The 20,523-nt window shown below is 73.5% G+C and carries 18 protein-coding genes; 11 read left to right on the top strand and 7 right to left on the bottom strand.

Features of this window, described 5'->3' with window-relative positions:
• Positions 1-45 precede the first annotated feature (45 nt).
• Positions 46-1,404 (bottom strand): lytic transglycosylase domain-containing protein, encoded by a 1,359-nt coding sequence (locus GA0070621_RS20865; RefSeq protein WP_407940304.1) that lies wholly within the window; start codon positions 1,402-1,404, stop codon positions 46-48.
• Between the two features lie 38 nt (positions 1,405-1,442).
• Between GA0070621_RS20865 and GA0070621_RS20860 the strand changes: the two genes are divergently transcribed.
• From GA0070621_RS20860 to GA0070621_RS20845, 4 genes are all read left to right on the top strand, one after another.
• Complete coding sequence (locus tag GA0070621_RS20860) at positions 1,443-1,661, top strand: FmdB family zinc ribbon protein (protein WP_091198520.1); 219 nt, start codon at positions 1,443-1,445, stop codon at positions 1,659-1,661.
• Positions 1,662-1,816: 155 nt separating this feature from the next.
• Positions 1,817-4,612 carry an ATP-binding protein gene (locus tag GA0070621_RS20855; RefSeq protein ID WP_091198518.1) on the top strand — a complete coding sequence of 932 codons (2,796 nt, stop codon included), beginning with the start codon at positions 1,817-1,819 and terminating at the stop codon, positions 4,610-4,612.
• A gap of 106 nt (positions 4,613-4,718) precedes the next feature.
• Positions 4,719-5,372 carry a PadR family transcriptional regulator gene (locus GA0070621_RS20850; RefSeq protein ID WP_167667107.1) on the top strand — a complete coding sequence of 218 codons (654 nt, stop codon included), beginning with the start codon at positions 4,719-4,721 and terminating at the stop codon, positions 5,370-5,372.
• 160 nt (positions 5,373-5,532) lie between these two features.
• Positions 5,533-6,225, top strand: coding sequence for a class I SAM-dependent methyltransferase (locus GA0070621_RS20845; RefSeq protein ID WP_167667106.1), 693 nt, complete (start codon positions 5,533-5,535; stop codon positions 6,223-6,225).
• Between the two features lie 57 nt (positions 6,226-6,282).
• Here GA0070621_RS20845 and GA0070621_RS20840 read toward each other — a convergent pair whose 3' ends face one another.
• From GA0070621_RS20840 to GA0070621_RS20825, 4 genes are all read right to left on the bottom strand, one after another.
• Positions 6,283-7,938, bottom strand: coding sequence for a glycoside hydrolase family 10 protein (locus GA0070621_RS20840; protein WP_091198516.1), 1,656 nt, complete (start codon positions 7,936-7,938; stop codon positions 6,283-6,285).
• A 243-nt stretch (positions 7,939-8,181) separates the two neighbouring features.
• Complete coding sequence (locus GA0070621_RS20835) at positions 8,182-8,907, bottom strand: methyltransferase domain-containing protein (protein WP_091198515.1); 726 nt, start codon at positions 8,905-8,907, stop codon at positions 8,182-8,184.
• A 106-nt stretch (positions 8,908-9,013) separates the two neighbouring features.
• A complete protein-coding gene (locus GA0070621_RS20830; RefSeq protein ID WP_091198513.1) occupies positions 9,014-9,331 on the bottom strand; it encodes a hypothetical protein in 318 nt (105 codons plus the stop codon).
• Between the two features lie 38 nt (positions 9,332-9,369).
• Positions 9,370-11,007 carry an ABC-F family ATP-binding cassette domain-containing protein gene (locus GA0070621_RS20825; RefSeq protein ID WP_091198511.1) on the bottom strand — a complete coding sequence of 546 codons (1,638 nt, stop codon included), beginning with the start codon at positions 11,005-11,007 and terminating at the stop codon, positions 9,370-9,372.
• A gap of 89 nt (positions 11,008-11,096) precedes the next feature.
• Between GA0070621_RS20825 and GA0070621_RS20820 the strand changes: the two genes are divergently transcribed.
• The 3 genes from GA0070621_RS20820 to GA0070621_RS20810 all read left to right on the top strand — a co-directional run bounded on the left by GA0070621_RS20820 (position 11,097) and on the right by GA0070621_RS20810 (position 12,673).
• Entirely contained in the window at positions 11,097-11,867 is a 771-nt protein-coding gene (locus GA0070621_RS20820; RefSeq protein WP_091198509.1) for an ROK family protein, read from the top strand.
• A 90-nt stretch (positions 11,868-11,957) separates the two neighbouring features.
• Positions 11,958-12,326 carry a tetratricopeptide repeat protein gene (locus GA0070621_RS20815; protein WP_091198507.1) on the top strand — a complete coding sequence of 123 codons (369 nt, stop codon included), beginning with the start codon at positions 11,958-11,960 and terminating at the stop codon, positions 12,324-12,326.
• Positions 12,327-12,418: 92 nt separating this feature from the next.
• Positions 12,419-12,673 carry a Smr/MutS family protein gene (locus GA0070621_RS20810; RefSeq protein WP_013736060.1) on the top strand — a complete coding sequence of 85 codons (255 nt, stop codon included), beginning with the start codon at positions 12,419-12,421 and terminating at the stop codon, positions 12,671-12,673.
• 49 nt (positions 12,674-12,722) lie between these two features.
• On the opposite strand, the gene GA0070621_RS20805 is transcribed toward GA0070621_RS20810, so the two are convergent.
• Together GA0070621_RS20805 and GA0070621_RS20800 are read right to left on the bottom strand one after the other, a co-directional pair.
• The gene (locus tag GA0070621_RS20805; protein WP_091198504.1) at positions 12,723-13,325 is read right to left on the bottom strand and encodes a dihydrofolate reductase family protein; all 603 of its coding nucleotides are present in this window, start codon (positions 13,323-13,325) and stop codon (positions 12,723-12,725) included.
• Between the two features lie 202 nt (positions 13,326-13,527).
• On the bottom strand, positions 13,528-15,924 hold the full coding sequence (locus GA0070621_RS20800; RefSeq protein ID WP_091198502.1) for a M28 family peptidase: 2,397 nt from the start codon (positions 15,922-15,924) through the stop codon (positions 13,528-13,530).
• A 231-nt stretch (positions 15,925-16,155) separates the two neighbouring features.
• On the opposite strand from GA0070621_RS20800, the gene GA0070621_RS20795 reads away from it, so the two are divergent.
• Genes GA0070621_RS20795 through GA0070621_RS20780 form a run of 4 tightly spaced genes read left to right on the top strand, consistent with a single transcriptional unit; the run spans position 16,156 to position 20,330 of the window.
• Complete coding sequence (locus GA0070621_RS20795; RefSeq protein ID WP_091202671.1) at positions 16,156-17,361, top strand: PP2C family protein-serine/threonine phosphatase; 1,206 nt, start codon at positions 16,156-16,158, stop codon at positions 17,359-17,361.
• Positions 17,358-19,079 carry a sensor histidine kinase gene (locus GA0070621_RS20790; protein WP_091198500.1) on the top strand — a complete coding sequence of 574 codons (1,722 nt, stop codon included), beginning with the start codon at positions 17,358-17,360 and terminating at the stop codon, positions 19,077-19,079. The genes GA0070621_RS20795 and GA0070621_RS20790 overlap by 4 nt, the downstream gene beginning before the upstream one ends.
• A complete protein-coding gene (locus GA0070621_RS20785) occupies positions 19,076-19,528 on the top strand; it encodes a response regulator (RefSeq protein ID WP_091198498.1) in 453 nt (150 codons plus the stop codon). Before GA0070621_RS20790 ends, GA0070621_RS20785 begins: the two co-directional genes overlap by 4 nt.
• A complete protein-coding gene (locus GA0070621_RS20780; RefSeq protein WP_091198496.1) occupies positions 19,521-20,330 on the top strand; it encodes an inositol monophosphatase family protein in 810 nt (269 codons plus the stop codon). Before GA0070621_RS20785 ends, GA0070621_RS20780 begins: the two co-directional genes overlap by 8 nt.
• Positions 20,331-20,523 lie beyond the last annotated feature (193 nt).

The following is a 20,523-nucleotide window of genomic DNA, read 5'->3' as shown; positions in this document are numbered from 1 at the left end:
GCCCGGGGGAAGGGTTCAGCTCTCGAATGTACGCGTCCGGTCACGTCACGTACCGCTGAGCCGCCCGTACTCGTCGGCCTTGTCGAAGACCGCCTGGGCGTACCGGCGTACGTCGTTGTAGGAGAGGATGGCGCCCCACCAGTCGCCGGGGACGGTCATGTTCCGGCCGTTCTTGCAGAGGTACTGGCCGGCGGCCAGGGCCGCGTCATTGATGTTGTGGGGATCCTTGACCCCGTCGTTGTCGGCGTCCGCGCCGATCTCCTGCCAGGTGCTCGGGATGAACTGCATCGGCCCGATCGCCCGGTCGTAGACGGTGTCGCCGTCGAGCTGGCCCTTGTCGGTGTCGAGGATCCGGGAGCGGCCGCCCTGCCCGTCCAGCGGATCGCCGCGGATCTCCGGCGAGGCGACGCCGTCCGGCCGCAGGGTGGCGCCGTTGGCGAAGCCGTGCCGGGACTCGACGTACCCGATCGCGGCCAGCGTGGTCCAGCTGAGCTGGCAGCTCTGGTGGGTCTGGCGGAGCACCAGCTCGGCGTAGCCGTACGCCTGGGCGGCGACCAGCGGGATGTCGGTCTTGCTGCTGATCCCGGCGGCCCATCCGGCCAGCGCGTCGGCCGGCCGGCCGATCGGCCCCACGACCGGCCCGGTCGGCTGCCCGGCGTCCGGCGGCGGCGACCAGGTCTCCAGGCCGGTCGGCCCGGGCAGACCGCTGGGGCTGCCGGTCTCCGCGGGCAGTGCGCCGTTCCCGGGTACGCCGCTGGCCGGCCCGGTCGCTGTGGTGTCGTCGGCCGCCGGCCGGGGTTTGCCGACGGTCGCCGGCACCACCAGCGCGCCGGTCGCCGCGGTGGCCGCGACCAGGGCGAGCAGGAAGAGCCCGCCGAGGGTGGTTCGCCCGCCCGGGCGGCGGGACCAGGCCCGGGTGGCCCGGGCCACGGCGACGGCGAGCTGCCGGGGCGGCATCCGGACCGCGTGCGCGAACGGCACCCGCCGCCGCCGACCGGCCGGCGAGCCGCTCTCCTTCGGTTCCGCCCCGTTGCCGGCCGCCTTCGCCTCCGGGGTGGTGGCGGCGTCCTTCGCCTCCGGGGTGGTGGCGGCGTCCTTCGCCTCCGGGGTGGCGGTGGCCGCCTTCGGCTCCGCCCCGGCGGTGGCCTCCGTCGGCTCCGGGGTGGTCGTGGCCTTCGTCGACTGCACGGCGGAGGCGGCCGTGGTGGGTTCCGAAGTGGTCGCTGTCGGCTCGGAGGCGACCGTGGCCGGCTCGGAGGCGGTGGCGGCCGGGGTGGGCTCGCTGGCCGGCCTGGGCCGGGGCACCGGCACCGGTCCGGCGACGCCGTCGGGTGGCACAGCCCGTCGCAGGGGCCGAATCATCGATCGCTCCTCGCCGTCCACCACCCGTCGAGTATCACCCATGCCTGTCGTGGCGTCCGGCCCGGCCGTACGCTTGTGACATGCCCCGGTACGAGTTCCGCTGCCGCGCCTGCGGCGACACCTTCGAGGTCAACCGGCCGATGGCCGAGGCCGGCCAGCCCGCGTCCTGCCCGCAGGGGCACGTCGACACCGTGAAGCTGCTCTCCACCGTCGCCGTCACCGGTCGGGGTGGCGCCGGCCCGACCGGCGCGGCGTCCGGCCCGGCCGGCGGCTGCTGCGGTGGCTCCTGCGGCTGCTGACGTCTCCGGCGGCCTCCGGTCCCCGGGTCGTCCGGCCTTGCCGCAGGTGTGATCCTTTGGCACCTTGAGTCGGGATCCGCCCGGCCGTTCTCACGATGCGTGACGGCGTGACCATAGGGCAGCATGAAGCCGACGTCAGGGCGGAGGTTCCACGCATGTCGCCACGGATCCACCTCCCGAGCGGATGGGTGACCTTCGTCTTCACCGACATCGAGGGCTCCACGCGGCTGGCCCAGCTGCTCGGTCCGGGTTACCGCCCGGTGTTGCGGGAGCACCGCCGCCTGCTGCGCGACACGCTGGCCGGCACCGACGGGGCGGAGCTGCTGACCGAGGGCGACTCGTTCTTCCTCGCCTTCCCCGACGCGGCCGGGGCGCTCGCCGCCTGCCTGAGCGCTCAGCGTGCGTTGTCCAACCACGACTGGCCCACGCCCGAGGCCACGCCCCGGGTCCGGATGGGCCTGCACACCGGCTACGCCGAACCCCGGGACGGCGAGTACGCCAGCCCCGAGGTGCACCGGGCGGCCCGGGTGGCCGCCGCCGCCCACGGTGGACAGGTGCTCTGCTCGGCGGCGACCGCCCGGCACGCCGACTCGCTGCCGGACGGGGCGTCCCTGTTGGACCTCGGGCTGCACCGGCTGCGCGGCTTCGACGACCGGGAACGGCTGTTCCAGCTGCTGGCCCCGGGCCTGGAGCGGCGCTTCCCGCGACCGCGTACCGCCGACGCGGTGGCGCACAACCTGCCCACCCAGGTCACCTCGTTCGTCGGGCGGGAGGTGGAACGGGCCGAGCTGAGACGGCTGATCGAGACGTACCGCCTGGTGACCGTGCTGGGCGCGGGCGGCGCCGGCAAGACGCGGCTGGCGGTGGAGCTGGCCTCCGGGATCGTCGAGGCGTACCCGGACGGGGTGTGGTTCGTCGACATCGCGGCGGTGACCGACCCGGGCCTGGTCGCGTTCGAGATCGCCGCGGTGCTCGGGCTCCGCCCGGAGCCCGGCCGGCCGATGACGGACACCCTGGTCGAGTACGCGGCGGCCCGCCGCATGCTGATCGTGCTGGACACCTGCGACGCCCAGCCGGCGGCCTCGGCCGAGGTGATCTCCCGGCTGCTGGCCGGCGCCCGGGGCGTCCGGGTGGTCGCCACCAGCCGCGAGTCGTTCGGCCTGCCGGGGGAGGTGGTGTGGCGGATCCCGCCGCTCTCGGACGACCCAGGGCCGGACGGCGGGAGGAGTGACGCGGTGGCGTTGCTGCTGGAGCGGACCACGGTGGCCCGGGGCGGCCGGGCGCCGGACCCCGCCGAGCAGGCCGACCTGCGCCGGGTGATCCGCCGGCTGGACGGCCTGCCGCTGGCCATCGAGCTGGCCGCGGCCCGGCTGCGGGTGCTCTCGGCGGGGCAGCTCGCCGAACGGCTCGACGACATGCTGGGCACGCTGGACGCCGGGCGGGAGGAGCCCGAGCCACCGCTGCCGGACGCCGGGTGGAGCGGCAACCAGCAGGACACCGTCGACCTGGTGGCCGCCGCGACCGGGGCCAGCCCGCGTCCGGCGGCGGCCCGCGCGGTGCACCGGTCGGCCCACGAGCGGCACCTGACCATGCAGGCCACGGTCACCTGGTCGTACCGGACGCTCGGGCCGCGTTCGGCCCGGCTGCTGCGCTGGCTGGCGGTCTTCGCCGGCCCGGTGGACCTGCCCACGGTGCAGTGGCTGCTCGACGACGACCCGCTCGACCCGCTCTCCGTGCTGGTCGACAAGTCCATGGTGCTGGCCGAGCCGCACGCCTCGGGCAGCACCTACCGGATGCTCGACCCGATCCGGGCGTACGCGGCCCGCCGGCTGAACGATGCCGGCGAGGAGCGGATCGCCCGGGACCGGCATGTCGCCTGGTCCCGGCACGCCCTGGACCGTGCCCATCTGGGCCCGGACGGCCGCCCGGTCACCCTGTCCCTGTACGCGCTCGATCCGCTGGCCGGGGAGCTGCGCGCCGCCCTGCGCTGGTGCGCGACCGGCGGGAGCGCCGGCTCGGGGCTGCGCCTGGCCGGCGGGCTGGACCAGTGGTGGCGGGAGCGGGGACTGGCCCGGGAAGGCCGGCTCTGGCTGTTCCGGCTGTACGGCCGGATCGCCGAGACCGGCGAGACGATCCCGGAGGCGGAACTGGCGGCGGCGTACCACATGCATTCGTTGCACGCCGGTGCGGACGGCGAGTTCGGTGAGGAGCTGCGGTACTCGCAGCGGGCCGAGGCGGCTGCCCGGCAGGCCGGGGACCGGGGCCTGCTCGCCCGGGTGCTGGCCGGCCGGGCCGCGCCGCTGGTCGACATGGGACAGTTCGCCGAGGCGGAACGGGTCTGCCGCGAGGTGATCGACTGGGCGCACACGGAGGACGTGACCTCTGACGCGCTGCTGGCCGTCTACAAGCTTGCCGAGCTGCTGTGGCGCCGGGGCGCCCTGGACGAGGCGGCCGAGCTGCTCGGCGCGGCCCGCCCGGTCGAGGCGGCCCGGCCGGTGGAGCGGGGCCGCCGCTCGGTGGACATGCTGCTCGGCATGGTGGCGCTGGCCCGGGGCGACCTGGTGGCCGCGCACGAGCACCTGCTGGTGGCGCTGCGTTCCCGGATGAACCACGGCTACCTGGGCCGGGCCTGCGACACGGTGAACGCGATCGCGGTCCGCTGCGCGCTCGGCGGGGACGGGGCGACCGCGGCCCGGCTGTTCGGCGCGGCGCAGGCCACCCGGGCGAGCCTGCGGGCCACCCCCGGCATCTACGGCCCGTACTGGCAGGAGCGGCAGGCGGAGCTGCGCCGGGCGCTCGGCGACGCGGCGTTCGACGCCGCGTACGGCGAGGGCGGCGAGCTGGCCCTGGAGGACGCGACGGCGCTGGCCCTCGGTGTCGAGCATCCGGACCTGGCCGTCGGCTCGCCGCGCTTCTTCAGCCCCGGTTCCCGCCGCTCCGGCGCGAGTTGAGCCGAGAGGTCCACGCGGAGCCGAGCGAGTTGTCCGGGTTCCAACCCCTGGTGGGCGGTGGCGTGCCGGCCATATACTCGCCTACGAGTAATCGGGTGCGAGGAGGATGGCGGTGGCCAAGCGACGCCGGGTCGGCAACCTGCTGGCCCTCGCCGTGCTCTCGACGCTCGTGGAGCGGCCCATGCACCCGTACGAGATGGCCGCCGTGCTCCGGGAACGTGGCAAGGAACAGGACATGCCGATCAAGTGGGGTTCGCTCTACACGGTGGTGGCGAACCTGACCCGGCACGGCCTGCTGGCGGCGGTGGAGAGCGGCCGGCAGGGGCGACGGCCGGAACGGACCGTCTACCGGATCACCGACGCGGGCCGGGAGGAGCTGGCGGACTGGACCCGAGAGCTGGTCGCGGTGCCGGAGCGGGAACACCCCCGGTTCAGGGCCGGTCTGTCGGTGCTGGGGGTGCTCCCGCCCGACGAGGTGACGGAGTTGCTGCGGCAGCGCCTCGACCGGCTGGAGGCCCAGCTCGCCGAGGAACGCGCCGACCTGGCGCGGTTCGCCCGCGAGGTGCCCCGGATCTTCCTCATCGAGGTCGAGTACGACCTGGCCGTCCGGACGGCCGAGGTGGACTGGGTCCGTGGCCTGCTCGACGAGCTGACCACCGGCTCGCTGCCCGGCCTGGCCGAGTGGCGGGCCTGGCACGAGACCGGTGCGGTGCCGCCCGACTGGGCGGAGCTGGCGGAGAGGGGGACCGAGCAGCAGTGACGACGGACCCCGGCGGGGGTGCGGGAACACCGCCGCCGGGGCCCTGACCTCGAACCGAGACCGCGGGAACGGGTACCCGGCCGCAAGGTGGCAACCGCAACGATAGCTGGGCTCCCGGTCCCGGGCCGGTTCGTGCGACCGATCCGAGACTGGAGGAGAAATGACCACCAAGGATCTGCGGGCGCCCAAGCGGAAGCTGGTGCCCGAGATGGAGGGGGCGACCGCTCGCTGGTACGCCCGCAACCGTGCCTCGGCCAACCAGTTGGCCGAGTACCGCCGCCAGGCCGCCCGGCTGGCCGAGGGGCTGACCGCCGACGCGGCGGTGCTGGAGGTGGCGCCCGGCCCGGGCTACCAGGCCATCGAACTGGCCCGGCTCGGGGCGTACCAGGTCACCGGGCTCGACGTCAGCCACACCTTCGTGGAGCTGGCGGGCGAGGCGGCCCGGCGGGCCGGCGTGACGGTGGCCTTCCGGCAGGGCGACGTGCACGAGTTGCCCTTCGGGGCGGACTCGTTCGACCTGGTGATTTGCCAGGCGGCGTTCAAGAATTTCACCCGCCCGGTCCGGGCGCTGGACGAGATGCACCGGGTGCTGCGCCCCGGCGGCCGGGCCGTGATCCAGGATCTGCGGGCCGACGCCTCCCGGGCGGACATCGAGCGGGAGGTGGCCCGGATGGGCATCCGCGGCCTGGACGCCTTCTGGACCCGGTCGGCGCTGGGGTGGCTGCGCCGCCGGGCGGTCACCGCCGACGTGTTCGCCCGGCTCGCCGCCGAGAGCGCCTTCGGCGGCGCCGAGATCGAGCCGGAGGGCCTGGTCGGGCTGGAGGTGCGGCTCAGCAAGGCCGCCACCGCCTGAACGACCGCGACGCCCGGGGCTCGCGGTGAGCCCCGGGCGTCGCGGCCCGCACCCGGATCAGCGTACGAAGCGCGCCGGGCTGGCCGGGCTCTCGTTCCAGACCCGGTCGAGGGCGGTCACCTGGTAGGTGTACGCCTTCCCGGCCTGGGCGTCGGTGTCCACCCAGGACTGCACGTCGCCGTCGGTGCCGCGCACGTTGGCGACCAGATGGGACGCGTCGGCGAGGGCACACCCGTCGACCTGGCCGGCACCGTCGAACCGGTAGATCGCGTACGAGGTGGCGGTGCCGAACGGGCCCTTGCCGTTGGCCGGCTGCCGCCAGGTCAGCCGTACCCCGTCGGCCCGCCGCTCGACGCCGGTCACCACCGGGGCGAGCAGCCGCCGCGCCGGGAGCTGGGACATGGCCGGCACCAGCGCCGGGCGGGAGTAGTGCTCGGCGGCGTAGATGTCGGTGGCGCCGAGCCGGTTCTCCCGTACCTGCACGGCGGAGAAGTGCACGTTGCCGAGCACCTCCGGGTAGGACCGGTTGAGGGTCAGGTGGTTCGACAGCTCGTTCGGGTTCATCCAGAACGACCCGTACGCCGGGTCACCGCTCTTGTAGTCGGCCTGGCCGATGTAGAGCTGGACGTCGGTGCCGCGCACCTGCTCGGCCCACCAGGGCACCAGCCGGGCGTAGTCGGCCGCCGGGTACTGGCCGATGTACCAGTAGAGCTGCGGCACCACGTAGTCGATCCACTCTTCCTTGATCCACTTGCGGGTGTCGGCGGAGATGATGTCGTACGACTGCGAGCCGGTGGTGTCCGAGCCGGCCGGGTCGGCCGACTTGTTACGCCAGATGCCGAACGGGCTGACCCCGAACTTCACCCACGGCTTGACCGCCTTGATCTTGGCGTTCATCTCCTGGACCAGCAGGTTGATGTTGTCCCGCCGCCAGTCGGCCCGATCGGTGAAACCCCGGTTGTACCGGGCGAACGTGGCGTCGTCCGGCACCTGGTAGGTGCCGCTCGGGTACGGGTAGAAGTAGTCGTCGAAGTGCACGCCGTCGATGTCGTACCGGCTGACCGCGTCCATCATCGCGGTCTCGACGAACTCGCGGACCTCGGGGATGCCGGGGTTGTAGTAGAGCCGGCTGCCGGCGACCCCGGCCGGCGGGTACGCGAACACCCAGTCCGGGTGCTGCCGGGCCGGGTGGTTCGGCGCGAGCTTCGACAGGTCCGCGCCGGCGCCCGGGGCCGGCATCGAGACCCGGTACGGGTTCAACCAGGCATGGAACTCCAGGTTCCGCTTGTGCGACTCCTCGACGAGGAAGGCCAGCGGGTCCCATCCCGGGTCCTGGCCGCGTACCCCGGTCAGGTACTCGGACCACGGCTCGTACGGCGACGGCCAGAACGCGTCGGCGGTCGGGCGGACCTGGACCACGACGGCGTTGTGGTTGAGCCGCTGGGCCAGGTCGAGCCAGTCCAGGTACTCCGCCTTCTGCTTCGCGACCTGGTCCGGCGCGGTCTGGGACGCCTTGCTGGGCCAGTCGATGTTGGTCACCGACGCGATCCACATGGCCCGGAACTGCCGCTTGGGGGTGGCCGGGTCGGTGGCGCAGGTGGTCGAGGATCCGGTGGTGGTGTCGGTGCCCGCGGCGCGCGCGGGGGTGCCGGCGGCGAGTGCGCCGAGCAGCGCCACGGCCAGCCCGGCGGCGCTGAGCCGAGTTGCCTTCATGCGGTGCGGTCCCTTCGTTGGGCTCCCGGGGGTGGCGGCGGACACCCTGGCGCATCCGGCAAGATTCGCCGTTGAGTATCCACCGTCGGTAGGAAACTTTCATCAATCCCCGGGGCGCGCAAGACCTCCGGGCAGATCGATGTGCGGGTGGAGCCGTACGAAGGGCGACGAGCCCGCCGGTTGGTGATCTCTCCGCCACGCGCGGTGAACGGACGGCTGGGCGCAGCCGGCTCGCCGCGGGCCTCAGTCGAAGAAGCGGGCCAGGTGGGTGGGGGGCGGGGGCGGGGCGTCGGACGGCAGCGGGGTGAGGTCGGCGAAGATGGAGGCGCCGTCGCAGGCGGCGTGCAGCGGATACCAGCGCGGGGCGCCGGGCGGGCGCTGACCGCAGATGCCCTTGAACGTCTGCACGTCGAGCAGTCGTACGTGGGTCGGGTCGGCCACCGCGTTCACGTGCCGCCACCAGGGGCTCATCACGTGCAGGACGCCGCCCGGCCGCAGCGCCCGGTGGCACTCGTCGAGCAGCGGCAGGAAGTCGATCAGGTGCTCCAGGATGTGCACCGCGAAGAACACGTCCACCGAGTCGTCGGCGAGCGGCAGCGAACCGGACAGGTCGGCCACCGCGTTCACCCCGGGTGCCGGGTAGATGTCCAGCCCCAGGTTGCCCGGCCACTGTTTGGTGGCCCCGCAGCCCAGGTCCACCACCACCGGCGTCCGGCCACCGACGGTCACCCGGCACCACACGCCGAGCACCCCGGCGAGGCGGCCCACCAGCTCCCGGACCAGCCGCAGTTCGGTCGGGTCGGCGACCTCGCCGCTCAGGTGGGCGACGCCCCGGTCGAAACGCACCTCCACGGCCAGCGGGCGCAGCCGCTCGTCGTGCCGGGCCAGGTCGGCCCACGCCTCGGCGAGGAATCCGTCGACCACCCGCAGCCGCTCGGCCGAGGGTGCGGACTGCGTCAGCACGACCATGTCCCACCTCCGGGCCGCGCGATACCCGGATCCTCGCCCGATATGCCTGTTCCCCGGCGATCCGCCAGCCGGCGACCTGCTCCGCTGAGCCGGCGACCCGCTCCGCTCAGCCGGCGAGCGTCCGCCGGGCGGTCCGTCCGGTGGCGCGCATCCGCTGACGGGGTGGCGCGGGGGCCTTGGGCCGCTTGAGGTGGTACCGGTGCAGTTCGTTGTTGCCCGGCAGCGACGGGTCCTCGCTCATCGCGACCAGCTCCCAGCCCTGGTCACCGGCCCGGTTCAGGTGGGCCAACGCGGTGTCGCCGTACGGCGTGACGTCGATCATCGAGCCGTCCGGGCCGTACCAGCTGAAAACGATCTCCCACCCGGCATCGGTGGCGGCCGCCTGGCGGCGGCGGACCAGCAGCGCGTACTCCCACTTGAGCATGGGGTCATTGTCACCCGGTGCGACCGGGTCGGCACGGATCAGTCCTCGGCGATCCGTCCGGCGTCCACCCGCAGCCGTCGGCCGACGCTCACCGCCTCCAGCATCCGCCGGTCGTGGGTGACCAGCAGCAGCGTGCCCGGGTAGGTGGCCAGGGCCGACTCCAACTGCTCGATCGCCGGCAGGTCCAGGTGGTTGGTCGGCTCGTCCAGCACCAGCAGGTTCACCCCGCGCCCCTGGAGCAGGGCCAGCGCGGCCCGGGTCCGCTCGCCGGGGGAGAGGGTCGCCGCCGGCCGCAGCACGTGGTCGGCGCGCAGGCCGAACTTGGCCAGCAGCGTCCGCACGTCCGCCGGGCTCAGCTCCGGTACGGCGGCGCCGAAGGCGTCCAGCAGCGGCTGGTCGCCGAGGAACAGTCCCCGGGCCTGGTCGACCTCGCCCACCACCACCCCCGGGCCGAGCGCCGCGTGGCCCTCGTCCAGCGGCAGCCGGCCGAGCAGCGCGGCGAGCAGGGTGCTCTTGCCGGAGCCGTTCGCCCCGGTGATCGCCACCCGGTCGGCCCAGTCGATCTGGAGATCCACCGGGCCGAGGGTGAAGCCGCCCCGGCGTACGACGGCACCCCGAAGCGAGGCCACCACGGCGCCGGCGCGGGGCGCGGTGGCGATCTCCATCCGCAGCTCCCACTCCTTGCGCGGCTCCTCGACCACCTCCAGCCGCTCGATCAGCCGCGCCGTCTGCTTGGCCTTCGCCGCCTGCTTCTCGGTGGACTCGGTGCGGAACTTGCGGCCGATCTTGTCGTTGTCGGTGGCCTTGCGCCGGGCGTTCTTCACGCCCTTCTCCATCCAGGCGCGCTGCATCCGGGCCCGCGCCTCCAGCTCGGTCCGGGTGTCGGCGTACTCCTCGTACTCCTCCCGGGCGTGTCGGCGGGCCACCTCCCGCTCCTCCAGGTAGGCCGCGTAGCCGCCGCCGTAGTGCCGGACCTGCCGCTGGTGCAGGTCCAGTTCCAGCACCCGGGTCACCGTACGGGTCAGGAACTCCCGGTCGTGGCTGACCAGCACCGTCCCGGCCCGCAGCCCGGTGACGAACCGCTCCAGCCGGTCCAGCCCGGCCAGGTCCAGGTCGTTGGTGGGCTCGTCGAGCAGGAATACGTCGTACCGGCTGAGCAACAGCGAAGCCAGCCCCGCCCGGGCCGCCTGCCCGCCGGAGAGCCCGATCATCGGGTGGTCCAGGTCGACGCCCAGGCCCAACTCGGCGGCCACCTGCTCGGCGCGCTCGTCCAGATCCGCGCCGCCGAGGTCGAGCCAGCGTTCCAGGGCGACGGCGTACGCGTCGTCGGCGCCCGCGGCCCCGGCGGTGAGCGCCTCGGTCGCCGCGTCCAGCGCCGCCTGTGCCTCCGTCACCCCGGTACGCCGGGCCAGGAAGTCCCGGACCGACTCGTCCGGCCGGCGTTCCGGCTCCTGCGGCAGGTAGCCGACGGTGGCGGTGGGCGGGTTCAGGGCCACCGAACCCTGCTCCCGTGGTTGCCGCCCGGCGAGCGTACGCAGCAGCGTCGACTTGCCCGCGCCGTTCACCCCGACCAGCCCGACCACGTCGCCGGGGGCGACGACCAGGTCGAGGTCGGCGAAGAGCAGGCGGTCACCGTGGCCGGCGGTGAGGTCCTTGGCGATCAACGTGGCGCTCATGAGGTGACCGAGCCTACCGCCGGGCCGGCCGGGCACCGATCGGATCACCGGTGCGCCGGACACCACCCTGCTGAGGGACACTCACTGCCGTGGCGACCACACTGGCGATCGACTGCGGCGGTGGCGGGATCAAGGCGTCGGTGCTGGACGCCGCCGGGACCATGCGGGCCCGGCCGCTGCGGGTGCCCACGCCGTACCCGCTGCCGCCCGCGCTCTTCGTCAAGACGCTGCTGGACCTGGCCGGCCGGCTGCCGGCGGCGGACCGGCTCACGGTCGGGATGCCCGGCATGATCCGGCACGGTGTGGTGGTGGCCACCCCGCACTACGTCACCCGGTCCGGGCCGCGCAGCAAGGTCGACCCGGACCTGGTCGCCGAGTGGTCCGGGTACGACGCGCGCAGCGCGCTGGCAGAGGCGTTCGGCATCCCGGCGCTGGTGCTCAACGACGCCGAGGTGCACGGCGCGGGCGTGGTCGCCGGGACCGGGTGCGAGCTGGTGCTGACCCTCGGCACCGGGCTGGGCAGCGCGCTCTTCGACGGCGGGTTGCTCGCCCCGCACCTGGAGCTGTCGCACGCGCCGGTGCGCTGGAACACCACCTACGACACGTACATCGGGGAGCCGGAACGGCGCCGCCTCGGCGACGCGTTCTGGTCCCGGCGGATCCGGCAGGTGGTGGACGGGCTGCGGCCGGTCTTCCGCTGGGACCGGCTCTATCTGGGCGGGGGCAACTCCCGGCTGATCCGGCCGGAACAACTGGTTCGGATGGGCGACGACGTGGTGGTCGTACCGAACACGGCCGGGATCGTGGGTGGGGTCCGGGCCTGGGACCTGGTGGGCGACCGGTACGACCCGACCTCCTGAACGCAAGTTCCGGTGCCGGAACACTCGCGCTCCGGCCGGTGTTGTGCCAGCGTCGGACAAAGGCTGGTGCGACATGGGGAGGTGGGTCGAGTGGATCTTCTGGCGGAGTACCGGCGGGCGACCATGTTCTTCGAAGCGGGTGACCCTACCGGAGCGGCGCGGCTGCTCGAACCGATCGTCGAGGCGGAACCCGACAACTCCTCGGTCCGGCAGCTGCTGGCCCGGGCGTACTTCCAGTCGGCCCAGCTCAGCCGGGCCGAGGAGCAGCTACGCGAGCTGGTCGACCGGGACCCGAGCGACCACTACGCGCACCACGTGCTCGGCCGTACGCTGGAGCGGATGAACCGGCCGGCCGACGCGCTGCGGCACCTGCGTATCGCGGCGGCCATGCACTCGACCAACGCCGACTACGCGGCGGCGCTGCGTCGGGTGCAGAGCCGGGTCAGCGGCGGTCGCTGACCCTCGGTCAGCACGGGACGGAAAGGGCAGCCCTGATGGGCTGCCCTTCGCCGTCCCCGGGTCCGGCGGCCGGATGTGCCTACCATGGCCTGGTGAAGCTCAAGCTCGATCTCCACGACATCTTCAACAAGGGCCACGACATCGATCGTGCCCTGCGCGGGATCATGGACGAGGCGGTGGCGAAGAAGGCCACCCTCGTGGAGATCATCCCCGGCAAGGGCTCCGGCCAGCTCAAGAAGCGGGTGCTGCGTTTCCTCGACCAGAAGGACGTCAAGCAGCTCTACCACCGCGTCGAGAAGGACTCCAAGAACTTCGGCCGCCTCTTCGTCCACTTCCGCTGGAAGTAACGGCTGCTACGACGTGGGGCCGGCACGGTACCGCGCCGGCCCCACGCCGTCAGGCTGCCTTGCGTACCTGGTAGGCGAGGTGGGTGACCCCGTTGCCCTGGACGACCTTCGTGGGCCCCGCCAACTGGACGGGCGCAATCTTCAGGCCGGAGAAGAGCGGGATGCCGTCGCCGAGCAGGACCGGGACGAGATCGACGTGTACCTCGTCGAGCAGGCCGGCCTCGATGACCTGCGTCGCGATGCTGCCGCCGTTGACGCCGACCTGCTTGTCGCCGGCGAGGGCCTTCGCCCGGTCGATCGCGCTCTCGATGCCGTCCGTGACGAACACGAACGAGTCGCCCTCCCGTTCCCAGCCCTCCGGCACGCTGTGCGTGACGACGACCACGGGTACGTCCATCGGGTGCCGGCCGCCCCAGCCGTTGGTCATGTCGAAGAGCCGCCGGCCTACGACGAGGGCTCCGGTCCGCTCGTTCAGTTCGCGCAGGTGTTCCGCGCTCGCCGCCGAGGTGCGCATCGTCATGTCGGGGTTGGCCGTCGGCGTCTCGACGTCGCCGTTGTCGTACCACTGGAAGAGGTATTCGAACCCACCGTGCGACGCGTCCGCGATGTAGCCGTCCAACGACATGGTCGCTCCGGTCATAACCTTCGTCATCGATCTGCTCCCTGGGGTGCTGAGTCTGCCCTTCACTCATGAGTAGAAGCTGCCGCTTCCCCTTCGACATCTGTCCCCAGGTTTTCTCGAACCCCGGCATTCCTCCCGCGATCTTGCAATTGCGGTTGCCCCTTTGCGAGCTTCCGCCCTTTTCGTCGGAGCCAAAAGTGCAAGATCGCGGGAGGGGTGGGGGTGGGTGGGGTCAGAAGGAGTATGTGCGGGCCACCGCGAGCATGTCGGAGGTGTGGGAGCCGGTTACGCCGAGGTTCCACGGGCGGGGGTGGAAGCCGGGTACGCCGTCCAGGCCGTCGCTGGCGTCCATCGCTCGCAGGTCCACCTTCTCCTGCTTCGGGCGCAGGGTGAGGGTCACCTCGACACCCTCCGGTGGCGGGGCGTGGAACACCAGACCGAAGCCCCACGAACTGCCCGGCTGCACCGGCTTGATCGGCAGCGGTACGCCGGCCGCGCTGGCCTTGACGACCGTCGCCGGGCCGGGATCGGGATCGGGATCGACGTGCAGCGAGAGCACGCGGACCGGCCGCTGCGGGGTCACCCGTACCCGCAAGGTGCGCTCGGTGCCCGCGGTGCTGTCCGAGAGGACCGTGACGGCCGGTGGCGGCAGGTTGACCGCGGGGGCGTCACCGAACTTGAACACGCCGTCGCCGAGCGCGGGGAAGTAGTGGGTGACCGCCCCCTTGTCGTCCACGTACTGGGCGGTCCACGGTTGCGGCTCCGCCTCGTGAGTGATCCACATCCCCTTGCCGGAGTCGGCGTCGAAGCCGTACATCAGGTGGGTGGGCACCGGGTGGGCGGCGTCGAAGCGGTCGACGGCCAGGCCGACCCCGGCGAGGACCACGGCGGCGAGCCCGGCGGCGGCGGCCGGCAGGGCGCCCAGCCGGCGGGCCCGGAGCGCGAGCAGGCCGCGCTGGCCGCCGGCCTGCGGGTGCAGCAGGTCGACCACCGGCAGCGCGACCAGCCCGAGCAGCACCGCGAAGAGCGCGGCGACCCCGCCCATCGCCATGCCGAGCGCCGGGAAGAGCAGCACCACGGTGGGCAGCAGGATCACCACGGCCACCGCGCCGGCCAGGGTCACCGCGACCACCGGCCAGGGGCCGTCCAGCCGGGTGGCCAGCGCCGCCAGGCCGGCGAGCGCACCGGCCAGCGCGGGCAGCGTGGTCAGGTACGCGCCGCCCGGCACCAGCACCGCGAGGAGTACGCCGAACAGCGCCAGCCAGGTCAGCCCGCCGAACGCGAGGGCGGCCGGCCCGATCCGGCGGCGGGTCAGCGCGTACCAGGTGAACAGGATCGCGGCGGCGAGCGCCACCACGGCGAGCCGGTACCAGACCGGCCGGTACGGGTCGAGCAGCTCGGCGTACCCGGGGCGGACCGTGGTGATCGCGGCCCAGAGCAGCCAGGCGCCCAGCGGGGCGAGCACGATCGGCGCCAGGGCGAGCCCGACGCCGGCGGCCAGCCGGCCGGCGGTGGCCCGGCCACGGCGGCGCAGCAGCCAGCCGAGCAGCCCGACCGCGACCAGGGCGGCCAGCGCCAGCGGCAGGACCAGCCAGCCGGGGTAGCGGATCAGGCCGCCCGGCACCGGGAAGTAGGTGGCGTCGTGGTCGGAACCGAGCTTGGTCAGGTCGGTGCGGCCGAACTCGCGGGCCAGGCCGAGCGCGTTGTCGCCGTGCTGCTGGAGGCTGCCCCGGTCCATCGCCGCCGGGACGTCCAGCGGCGTGTGGTAGATCGCGCCACCGTCGATGTACGCCGAGTTCAGGCCGACGAAGTCGTGGTCCAGGAAGGCGGTGAAGTCGGTGTCGTTCGGCAGCGCCCGGTAGATCTCCACCGCGAACGAGGTGCCCACCGGGTACGGGGCGGCCCGGCCGAAGACGTCCACCAGCTTCGCGTTGTTCCGGGACGTCTCGAACATGATCACCGGACCGGTGCTGCCCCGCGCCTCCAGGTTGAGCACCACCCCGCCGTCCCGGGCCAGCGGGTGGCTCGCGGCGAACCCGGAGGCCCCGCACAGGCACGCCTCCTCGGCGTCGGTGAGCACGAAGACGACGTCGTTGCGCGGGCGCGGACCGGCGGTGAGCGCCCGGGCCACCTCCAGGATGGTGGACGTGCCGGCGGCGTCGTCGTTGCCGCCCGGCCCGGACTGCACCGAGTCGTAGTGGGCCACCAGGAAGACCCGCCCGGTCGAACCGGTGCCGGGCAGCCGGGCCACCACGTTGCGTACCCGGGCCAGGGTCGCACCGCCGGCGGCCCCGCTGAGCTGCCCGGCCTCCGGGGCGACGGTGTCCTGCACCTCGGTCTCCAGACCGAGCCCGCGCAGCACGCCCACGAGGTGTTCCCGGACCTGGTCGTTGGCGGCGCTGCCGGCCACGTGCGGCCGGGCCGCGATGACCTTGACGTGCTGGTACGCCCGCTCGGCGCTGAACTGGTCCGCAGGCGCGTCGGTCGGGCGCGGTGCCGGGGTGGCCAGGTCGACCAGGACGCCGGCACCGACCGCGAGCAGGGCGGCGAGCGCGGCGAGCGCGGCGGGCAGTCGGCGGCGCGGCCGGGCCAGCGCCCGGTCGGCGGGGCGGGTCGGGGGTACGCCCACGGGAACTCCTCGGGGTGGTCGGGGTGGCATCATCCTGCCCTTCCGCCGGCCCGTGGTGAACCTCCCACGGCGCGCCCCGCCCACGCCGCCTCCGGTCGTGTTGTGTGCGACCGTTGTCTGATACAGGATCAGCGGGGCACTCGGAAGGAGTCCGACATCACCAGCGAACTCCCGCGTCTCACGGCGGTGACCCGGCCGCAACGGGGGCCCGGCGAGGCCGGTCCTCCCGTGCTGCCCCGGCCCGCCGCGCCGGGCGGCATCGGGCACCCCGCCAACCTGCCACCCGCCGCGCGGCTGCGGGTGCTGCTGGTCGAGGACGACGAGGGCGACGCCTTCCTGGTCGGCGAGCTGCTCGCCGAGACCAACTCGATGATCGATCTGCTGGTCGCCACCAGCCTCAGCGAGGCCCGGCAGCGGGTCGCGGGGGTCGACTGCGTCCTGCTCGACCTGGGCCTGCCCGACGCGCAGGGCCTGGACGGGCTGCGCAAGGTGCTGGAGATGTCGAGCGGGGCCGCGGTCTGCGTGCTCACCGGCCGCTCCGACGAGCACCTGGGCATCGTCGCGGTCGCCGAGGGCGCCCAGGACTACCTGGTCAAGGGGCAGGTCGACGGCGTACTGCTGACCCGCGCGCTGCGCTATGCGGTGGAACGCAAGCGGGCCGACGAGAACGCCCGCCGGCTGCGCGAGGTGGAGCTGCGCCAGGCCGAGTCCGCCCGCCTGGAGCGGGGCCTGCTGCCGCAGCCGCTGATGACCACCGACCGGGTGTCGGTGCACACCTTCTACCGACCCGGCCGGCACGCCGCCCTGATCGGCGGCGACTTCTTCGACGTGGTGCAGACCCGGCCGGACCGGATCGACCTGATCGTCGGCGACGTCTGCGGGCACGGCGTGGACGAGGCCGCCCTCGGCGTCGAGTTGCGGGTCGCCTGGCGGGCGCTGATCCTGGCCGGGGTGCCCGACGACGAGGTGCTGCCCGCCCTGGAACAGGTGCTGATGAGCGAGCGTCGGCTCCAGGAGATCTTCGCCACGGTGGCGACCACCCGGCTCGACCTGGCGGCCGACCGGGCCACCGTGCGACTCGCCGGGCATCCGCCGCCGTTGCTGCTCAGCGGCGGTAAGGTCGCCCCGGTGCCCGCCAAGGGTGGCCTGCTGCTCGGCGTACGACCGCGCCGGCCGGTCGCCTTCGACCTGGAGTTCGACGCCGATGACTGGTCCCTGCTGATGTACACCGACGGCCTGATCGAGGGCCGGGTGGGCGCCGGTGACGAGCGACTCGACGTGCCGGGGCTCACCGACCTGCTCGCCGACCCGGCCAACCAGGCGGTGCCGCTGGCCGAGCTGCCGGCGTGGCTGGTCGGCCGGGCCGAGCGGATGAACGGCGGCCCGCTCGCCGACGACGTCGCCATGCTGCTGGTCAGCCGGGGTGGTGGCCGATGAACGCGTACCGGCAGGGCTGGACCCTGCGTCGCCGGGTGGTCGCGCTGCTCACCGTGGTCCTGGTGCTGCTGCTCGGGCTGGCCGCGGCCGAGGCGCTGGTCGCGGAGAAGAACCGGCAGAACATCGACGTGGTCATGGTCAGGACCGGTCCGCTGCGGGTGCAGGGCCAGGAGCTGCTGAGCGCGCTGCTCGACCAGGAGACCAGCGTCCGCGGGTACGCGGTGAACGGCGACGGCAAGGACCTGAGCCCGTACGAGGCGGGGCTGAAGCGGGAGCGGGATCTCGTCGCCTCGATCCGCGACCTGGCCGGAGACTACCCGGACGTGCTGCGCGCGCTGGCGGTCGTCGAGGAGCGCGCGGCGCAGTGGCGGGCCAGGGTCGCCGAGCCGGTGATCGACACGACCGAGCGCAGCGGCCCGGCCGCCGGGCAGGCGCTGATCACCGACCAGACCCGGCAGCAGTTCGACGGCGTCCGAGGGGCGGTGGACACCCTCCAGGACGAGATCCTGACGGTCCGGGAGCAGGCCGCCGGCCGGGTCAACCGGACCAGCAACGTGCTGGTGGTGCTGCTGATCGCGGCGGCCCTGGTGGTGGCGGTGGCCGGCGGGGTTCTGCTGCTCTCCCTGGACCGGATGCTGATCCGGCCGCTGGCCGCCCTGGTGGGCCAGGTACGGGAGGTCGCCGCCGGCGACTACCGGCACCACATCGAGGGGGCGGGCCCGCCGGAGTTCCGCCGGCTCGCCGACGACATCGACGCCATGCGCCAGAAGATCGCTCAGGAGTTGGACGAGGTCCGTCAGGCCCGCGAGCGCATCGAGTGGGTCAACAGCCAGTTGCAGAAGCAGGCCGAGGAACTCACCCGGTCCAACCGGGACCTGGAGCAGTTCGCCTACGTCGCCTCGCACGACCTCCAGGAGCCGCTGCGCAAGGTGGCCAGCTTCTGCCAGCTCCTTCAGCGGCGGTACGCGGGCCGGCTCGACGAGCGCGCCGACCAGTACATCGCGTTCGCGGTCGACGGCGCGCAGCGGATGCAGCGGCTGATCAACGATCTGCTCGCGTTCTCCCGGATCGGCCGTCTCACCACCGGCTTCACCGAGGTCGACCTGAACAAGGTGATGGGTGACGTGGCCGCGCAGACCGAGGTCGCCCGCCAGTACGCCGACGCCGAGCTGACCTGGGACGAGCTGCCGGTGATCCGCGGCGAGGAGCCGCTGCTGACCAACCTGCTGGCCAACCTGGTCAGCAACTCGATCAAGTTCCGCCGGCCCGACGTGTCGCCCAGGGTGCACGTGTCGGCCCGGCTGGTCGACGACGAGTGGGAGATCGCCTGCCGGGACAACGGCATCGGGATCGAGCCGGAGTTCGCCGACAAGATCTTCGTCATCTTCCAGCGGCTGCACTCCAAGGACGCGTACCCGGGCACCGGCATCGGCCTGGCCATCGTCAAGAAGATCGTGGAGTACCACGGTGGCCGGGTCTGGGTGGACACCGACACCGAGGAGGGCACCGTGATCCGGTGCACCCTCCCCGCGGCCGGCGCGCAACCGACCGGCGACGACGGGTCGACCGGGTCCGACGAGACGACCGGATCCGACGAGACGACCGCGGGCGCCGCCGCGGTGCCCGTCGGTCGGCAGTCGGAACCGGTACGGGACGGGACGCCCGAGGGGGCGGCCGGAGACGCTGCGACGGGTGGCATGAAGGAGACGGTGGGATGACCGTGCCGGCTGACGGCAAGAGCCCGATCGAGGTCCTGCTGGTCGAGGACGACCCGGGCGACGTGCTGATGACCCAGGAGGCGTTCGAGGAGCACAAGCTCCGTAACCGCCTCACCGTGGTCTCGGACGGCGCCGAGGCGTTGGCCTACCTGCGCCGCGAGGGCCAGTACGGGGACGCGGTGACCCCCGACCTGATCCTGCTCGACCTGAACCTGCCGCGCCGGGACGGCCGGGAGGTGCTGGCGGAGATCAAGAAGGACGAGCAGCTCTGCCGGATCCCGGTCGTGGTGCTCACCACCTCGCAGGCCGACGAGGACATCCTGCGCAGCTACCAGCTCCACGCCAACGCCTACGTGACCAAGCCGGTGGACTTCGAGCGCTTCATCTCGGTGGTCCGCCAGATCGACGAGTTCTTCGTCAGCGTGGTCAAGCTGCCGCCGCGTGGCTGACCGGCTGCTGGAGGACGTCGGCGCGCTGCTGCGGGAGGCCGCGGCGGAGGTCGTGGTGCCGATGTTCCGGCGACTCGACGCGGCCGACATCGCCGAGAAGGCGCCCGGCGAGCTGGTCACCGTCGCGGACCGGCGGGCGGAGGAGCTGATCTCCGCCGGGCTGCGGCGGCTGCGCCCCGGCTCGGTGGTGGTCGGTGAGGAGGCGGTCGCCGAGGACCCGGACCTGCTGCGGCACCTGCGCGGCGACGGCGACGTCTGGCTGGTCGACCCGGTCGACGGCACCGCCAACTTCGCCGCCGGGCGGTGCCCGTTCGCCCTGATGGTGGCGCTGCTCAGCGACGGCGTACCGGTGGCCTCCTGGGTGTACGACCCGCTGGACGGGACCATGGCCACGTGCCGCGCGGGCGCGGGCACCCGGCTGGACGGGACACCGGTACGCACCACCGGGTCGGTGCCCGAGGTCGGTGCGCTGCGTGGCACCGCGATGACCCGGTTCCTGCCCCCGGCCACCCGACAGAGCGTGGTGGCGGGCGGCGGACGGATCGGTGAGCTGCTGCCCGGCCAGCACTGCGCCGGCCGGGAGTATCTCGACCTGCTCACCGGCGCGCAGCAGTTCGTTCTCTTCTGGCGCACCCTGCCCTGGGACCACGCGCCCGGCGCCCTGCTCGTACGGGAGGCGGGCGGGGTGGCCCGCCGCTTCGACGGGACCGACTACCACCCGGCCGACGACGGCCGGGGCCTGCTGGTCGCGTCCAGCGCGGAGGTCTGGGACGAGGTCCGGGCGGCACTGCTGGGCGGTTGAGCCGCCCCTCTTCTCGCGGTCCGCCACGCTCTCGGCACGCTGCGTCGATGATCAGTGTCGCCCGAGGTTGGGGGCCTGGCGTGGGGCGCGTGGTCCGGTATCGTGACCGGCGGTCTCCGCCAGCAGGCCGCCGTCCGGGGCCGGCGGAGCCGCCGCCGCGCAGGGGTCAACCGGGGGCCGGCGGTCGACGGAA

This window comes from Micromonospora narathiwatensis, assembly GCF_900089605.1.
Classification (GTDB): Bacteria; Actinomycetota; Actinomycetes; order Mycobacteriales; family Micromonosporaceae; genus Micromonospora; species Micromonospora narathiwatensis.
The sequence above is the reverse complement of the archived record's forward strand: the minus strand, read 5'-3'. Positions and strand labels throughout refer to the sequence as shown.

Excerpts from the sequence above, each read along its gene's own strand:
- GA0070621_RS20865 (WP_407940304.1), bottom strand. The coding sequence starts at position 1,404 with ATGGGTGATACTCGACGGGTGGTGGACGGCGAGGAGCGATCGATGATT.
- GA0070621_RS20860 (WP_091198520.1), top strand. The coding sequence starts at position 1,443 with ATGCCCCGGTACGAGTTCCGCTGCCGCGCCTGCGGCGACACCTTCGAG.
- GA0070621_RS20855 (WP_091198518.1), top strand. The coding sequence starts at position 1,817 with ATGTCGCCACGGATCCACCTCCCGAGCGGATGGGTGACCTTCGTCTTC.
- GA0070621_RS20850 (WP_167667107.1), top strand. The coding sequence starts at position 4,719 with ATGGCGGTGGCCAAGCGACGCCGGGTCGGCAACCTGCTGGCCCTCGCC.
- GA0070621_RS20845 (WP_167667106.1), top strand. The coding sequence starts at position 5,533 with ATGACCACCAAGGATCTGCGGGCGCCCAAGCGGAAGCTGGTGCCCGAG.
- GA0070621_RS20840 (WP_091198516.1), bottom strand. The coding sequence starts at position 7,938 with ATGAAGGCAACTCGGCTCAGCGCCGCCGGGCTGGCCGTGGCGCTGCTC.
- GA0070621_RS20835 (WP_091198515.1), bottom strand. The coding sequence starts at position 8,907 with ATGGTCGTGCTGACGCAGTCCGCACCCTCGGCCGAGCGGCTGCGGGTG.
- GA0070621_RS20830 (WP_091198513.1), bottom strand. The coding sequence starts at position 9,331 with ATGCTCAAGTGGGAGTACGCGCTGCTGGTCCGCCGCCGCCAGGCGGCC.
- GA0070621_RS20825 (WP_091198511.1), bottom strand. The coding sequence starts at position 11,007 with ATGAGCGCCACGTTGATCGCCAAGGACCTCACCGCCGGCCACGGTGAC.
- GA0070621_RS20805 (WP_091198504.1), bottom strand. The coding sequence starts at position 13,325 with ATGACGAAGGTTATGACCGGAGCGACCATGTCGTTGGACGGCTACATC.
- GA0070621_RS20790 (WP_091198500.1), top strand. The coding sequence starts at position 17,358 with ATGAACGCGTACCGGCAGGGCTGGACCCTGCGTCGCCGGGTGGTCGCG.
- GA0070621_RS20785 (WP_091198498.1), top strand. The coding sequence starts at position 19,076 with ATGACCGTGCCGGCTGACGGCAAGAGCCCGATCGAGGTCCTGCTGGTC.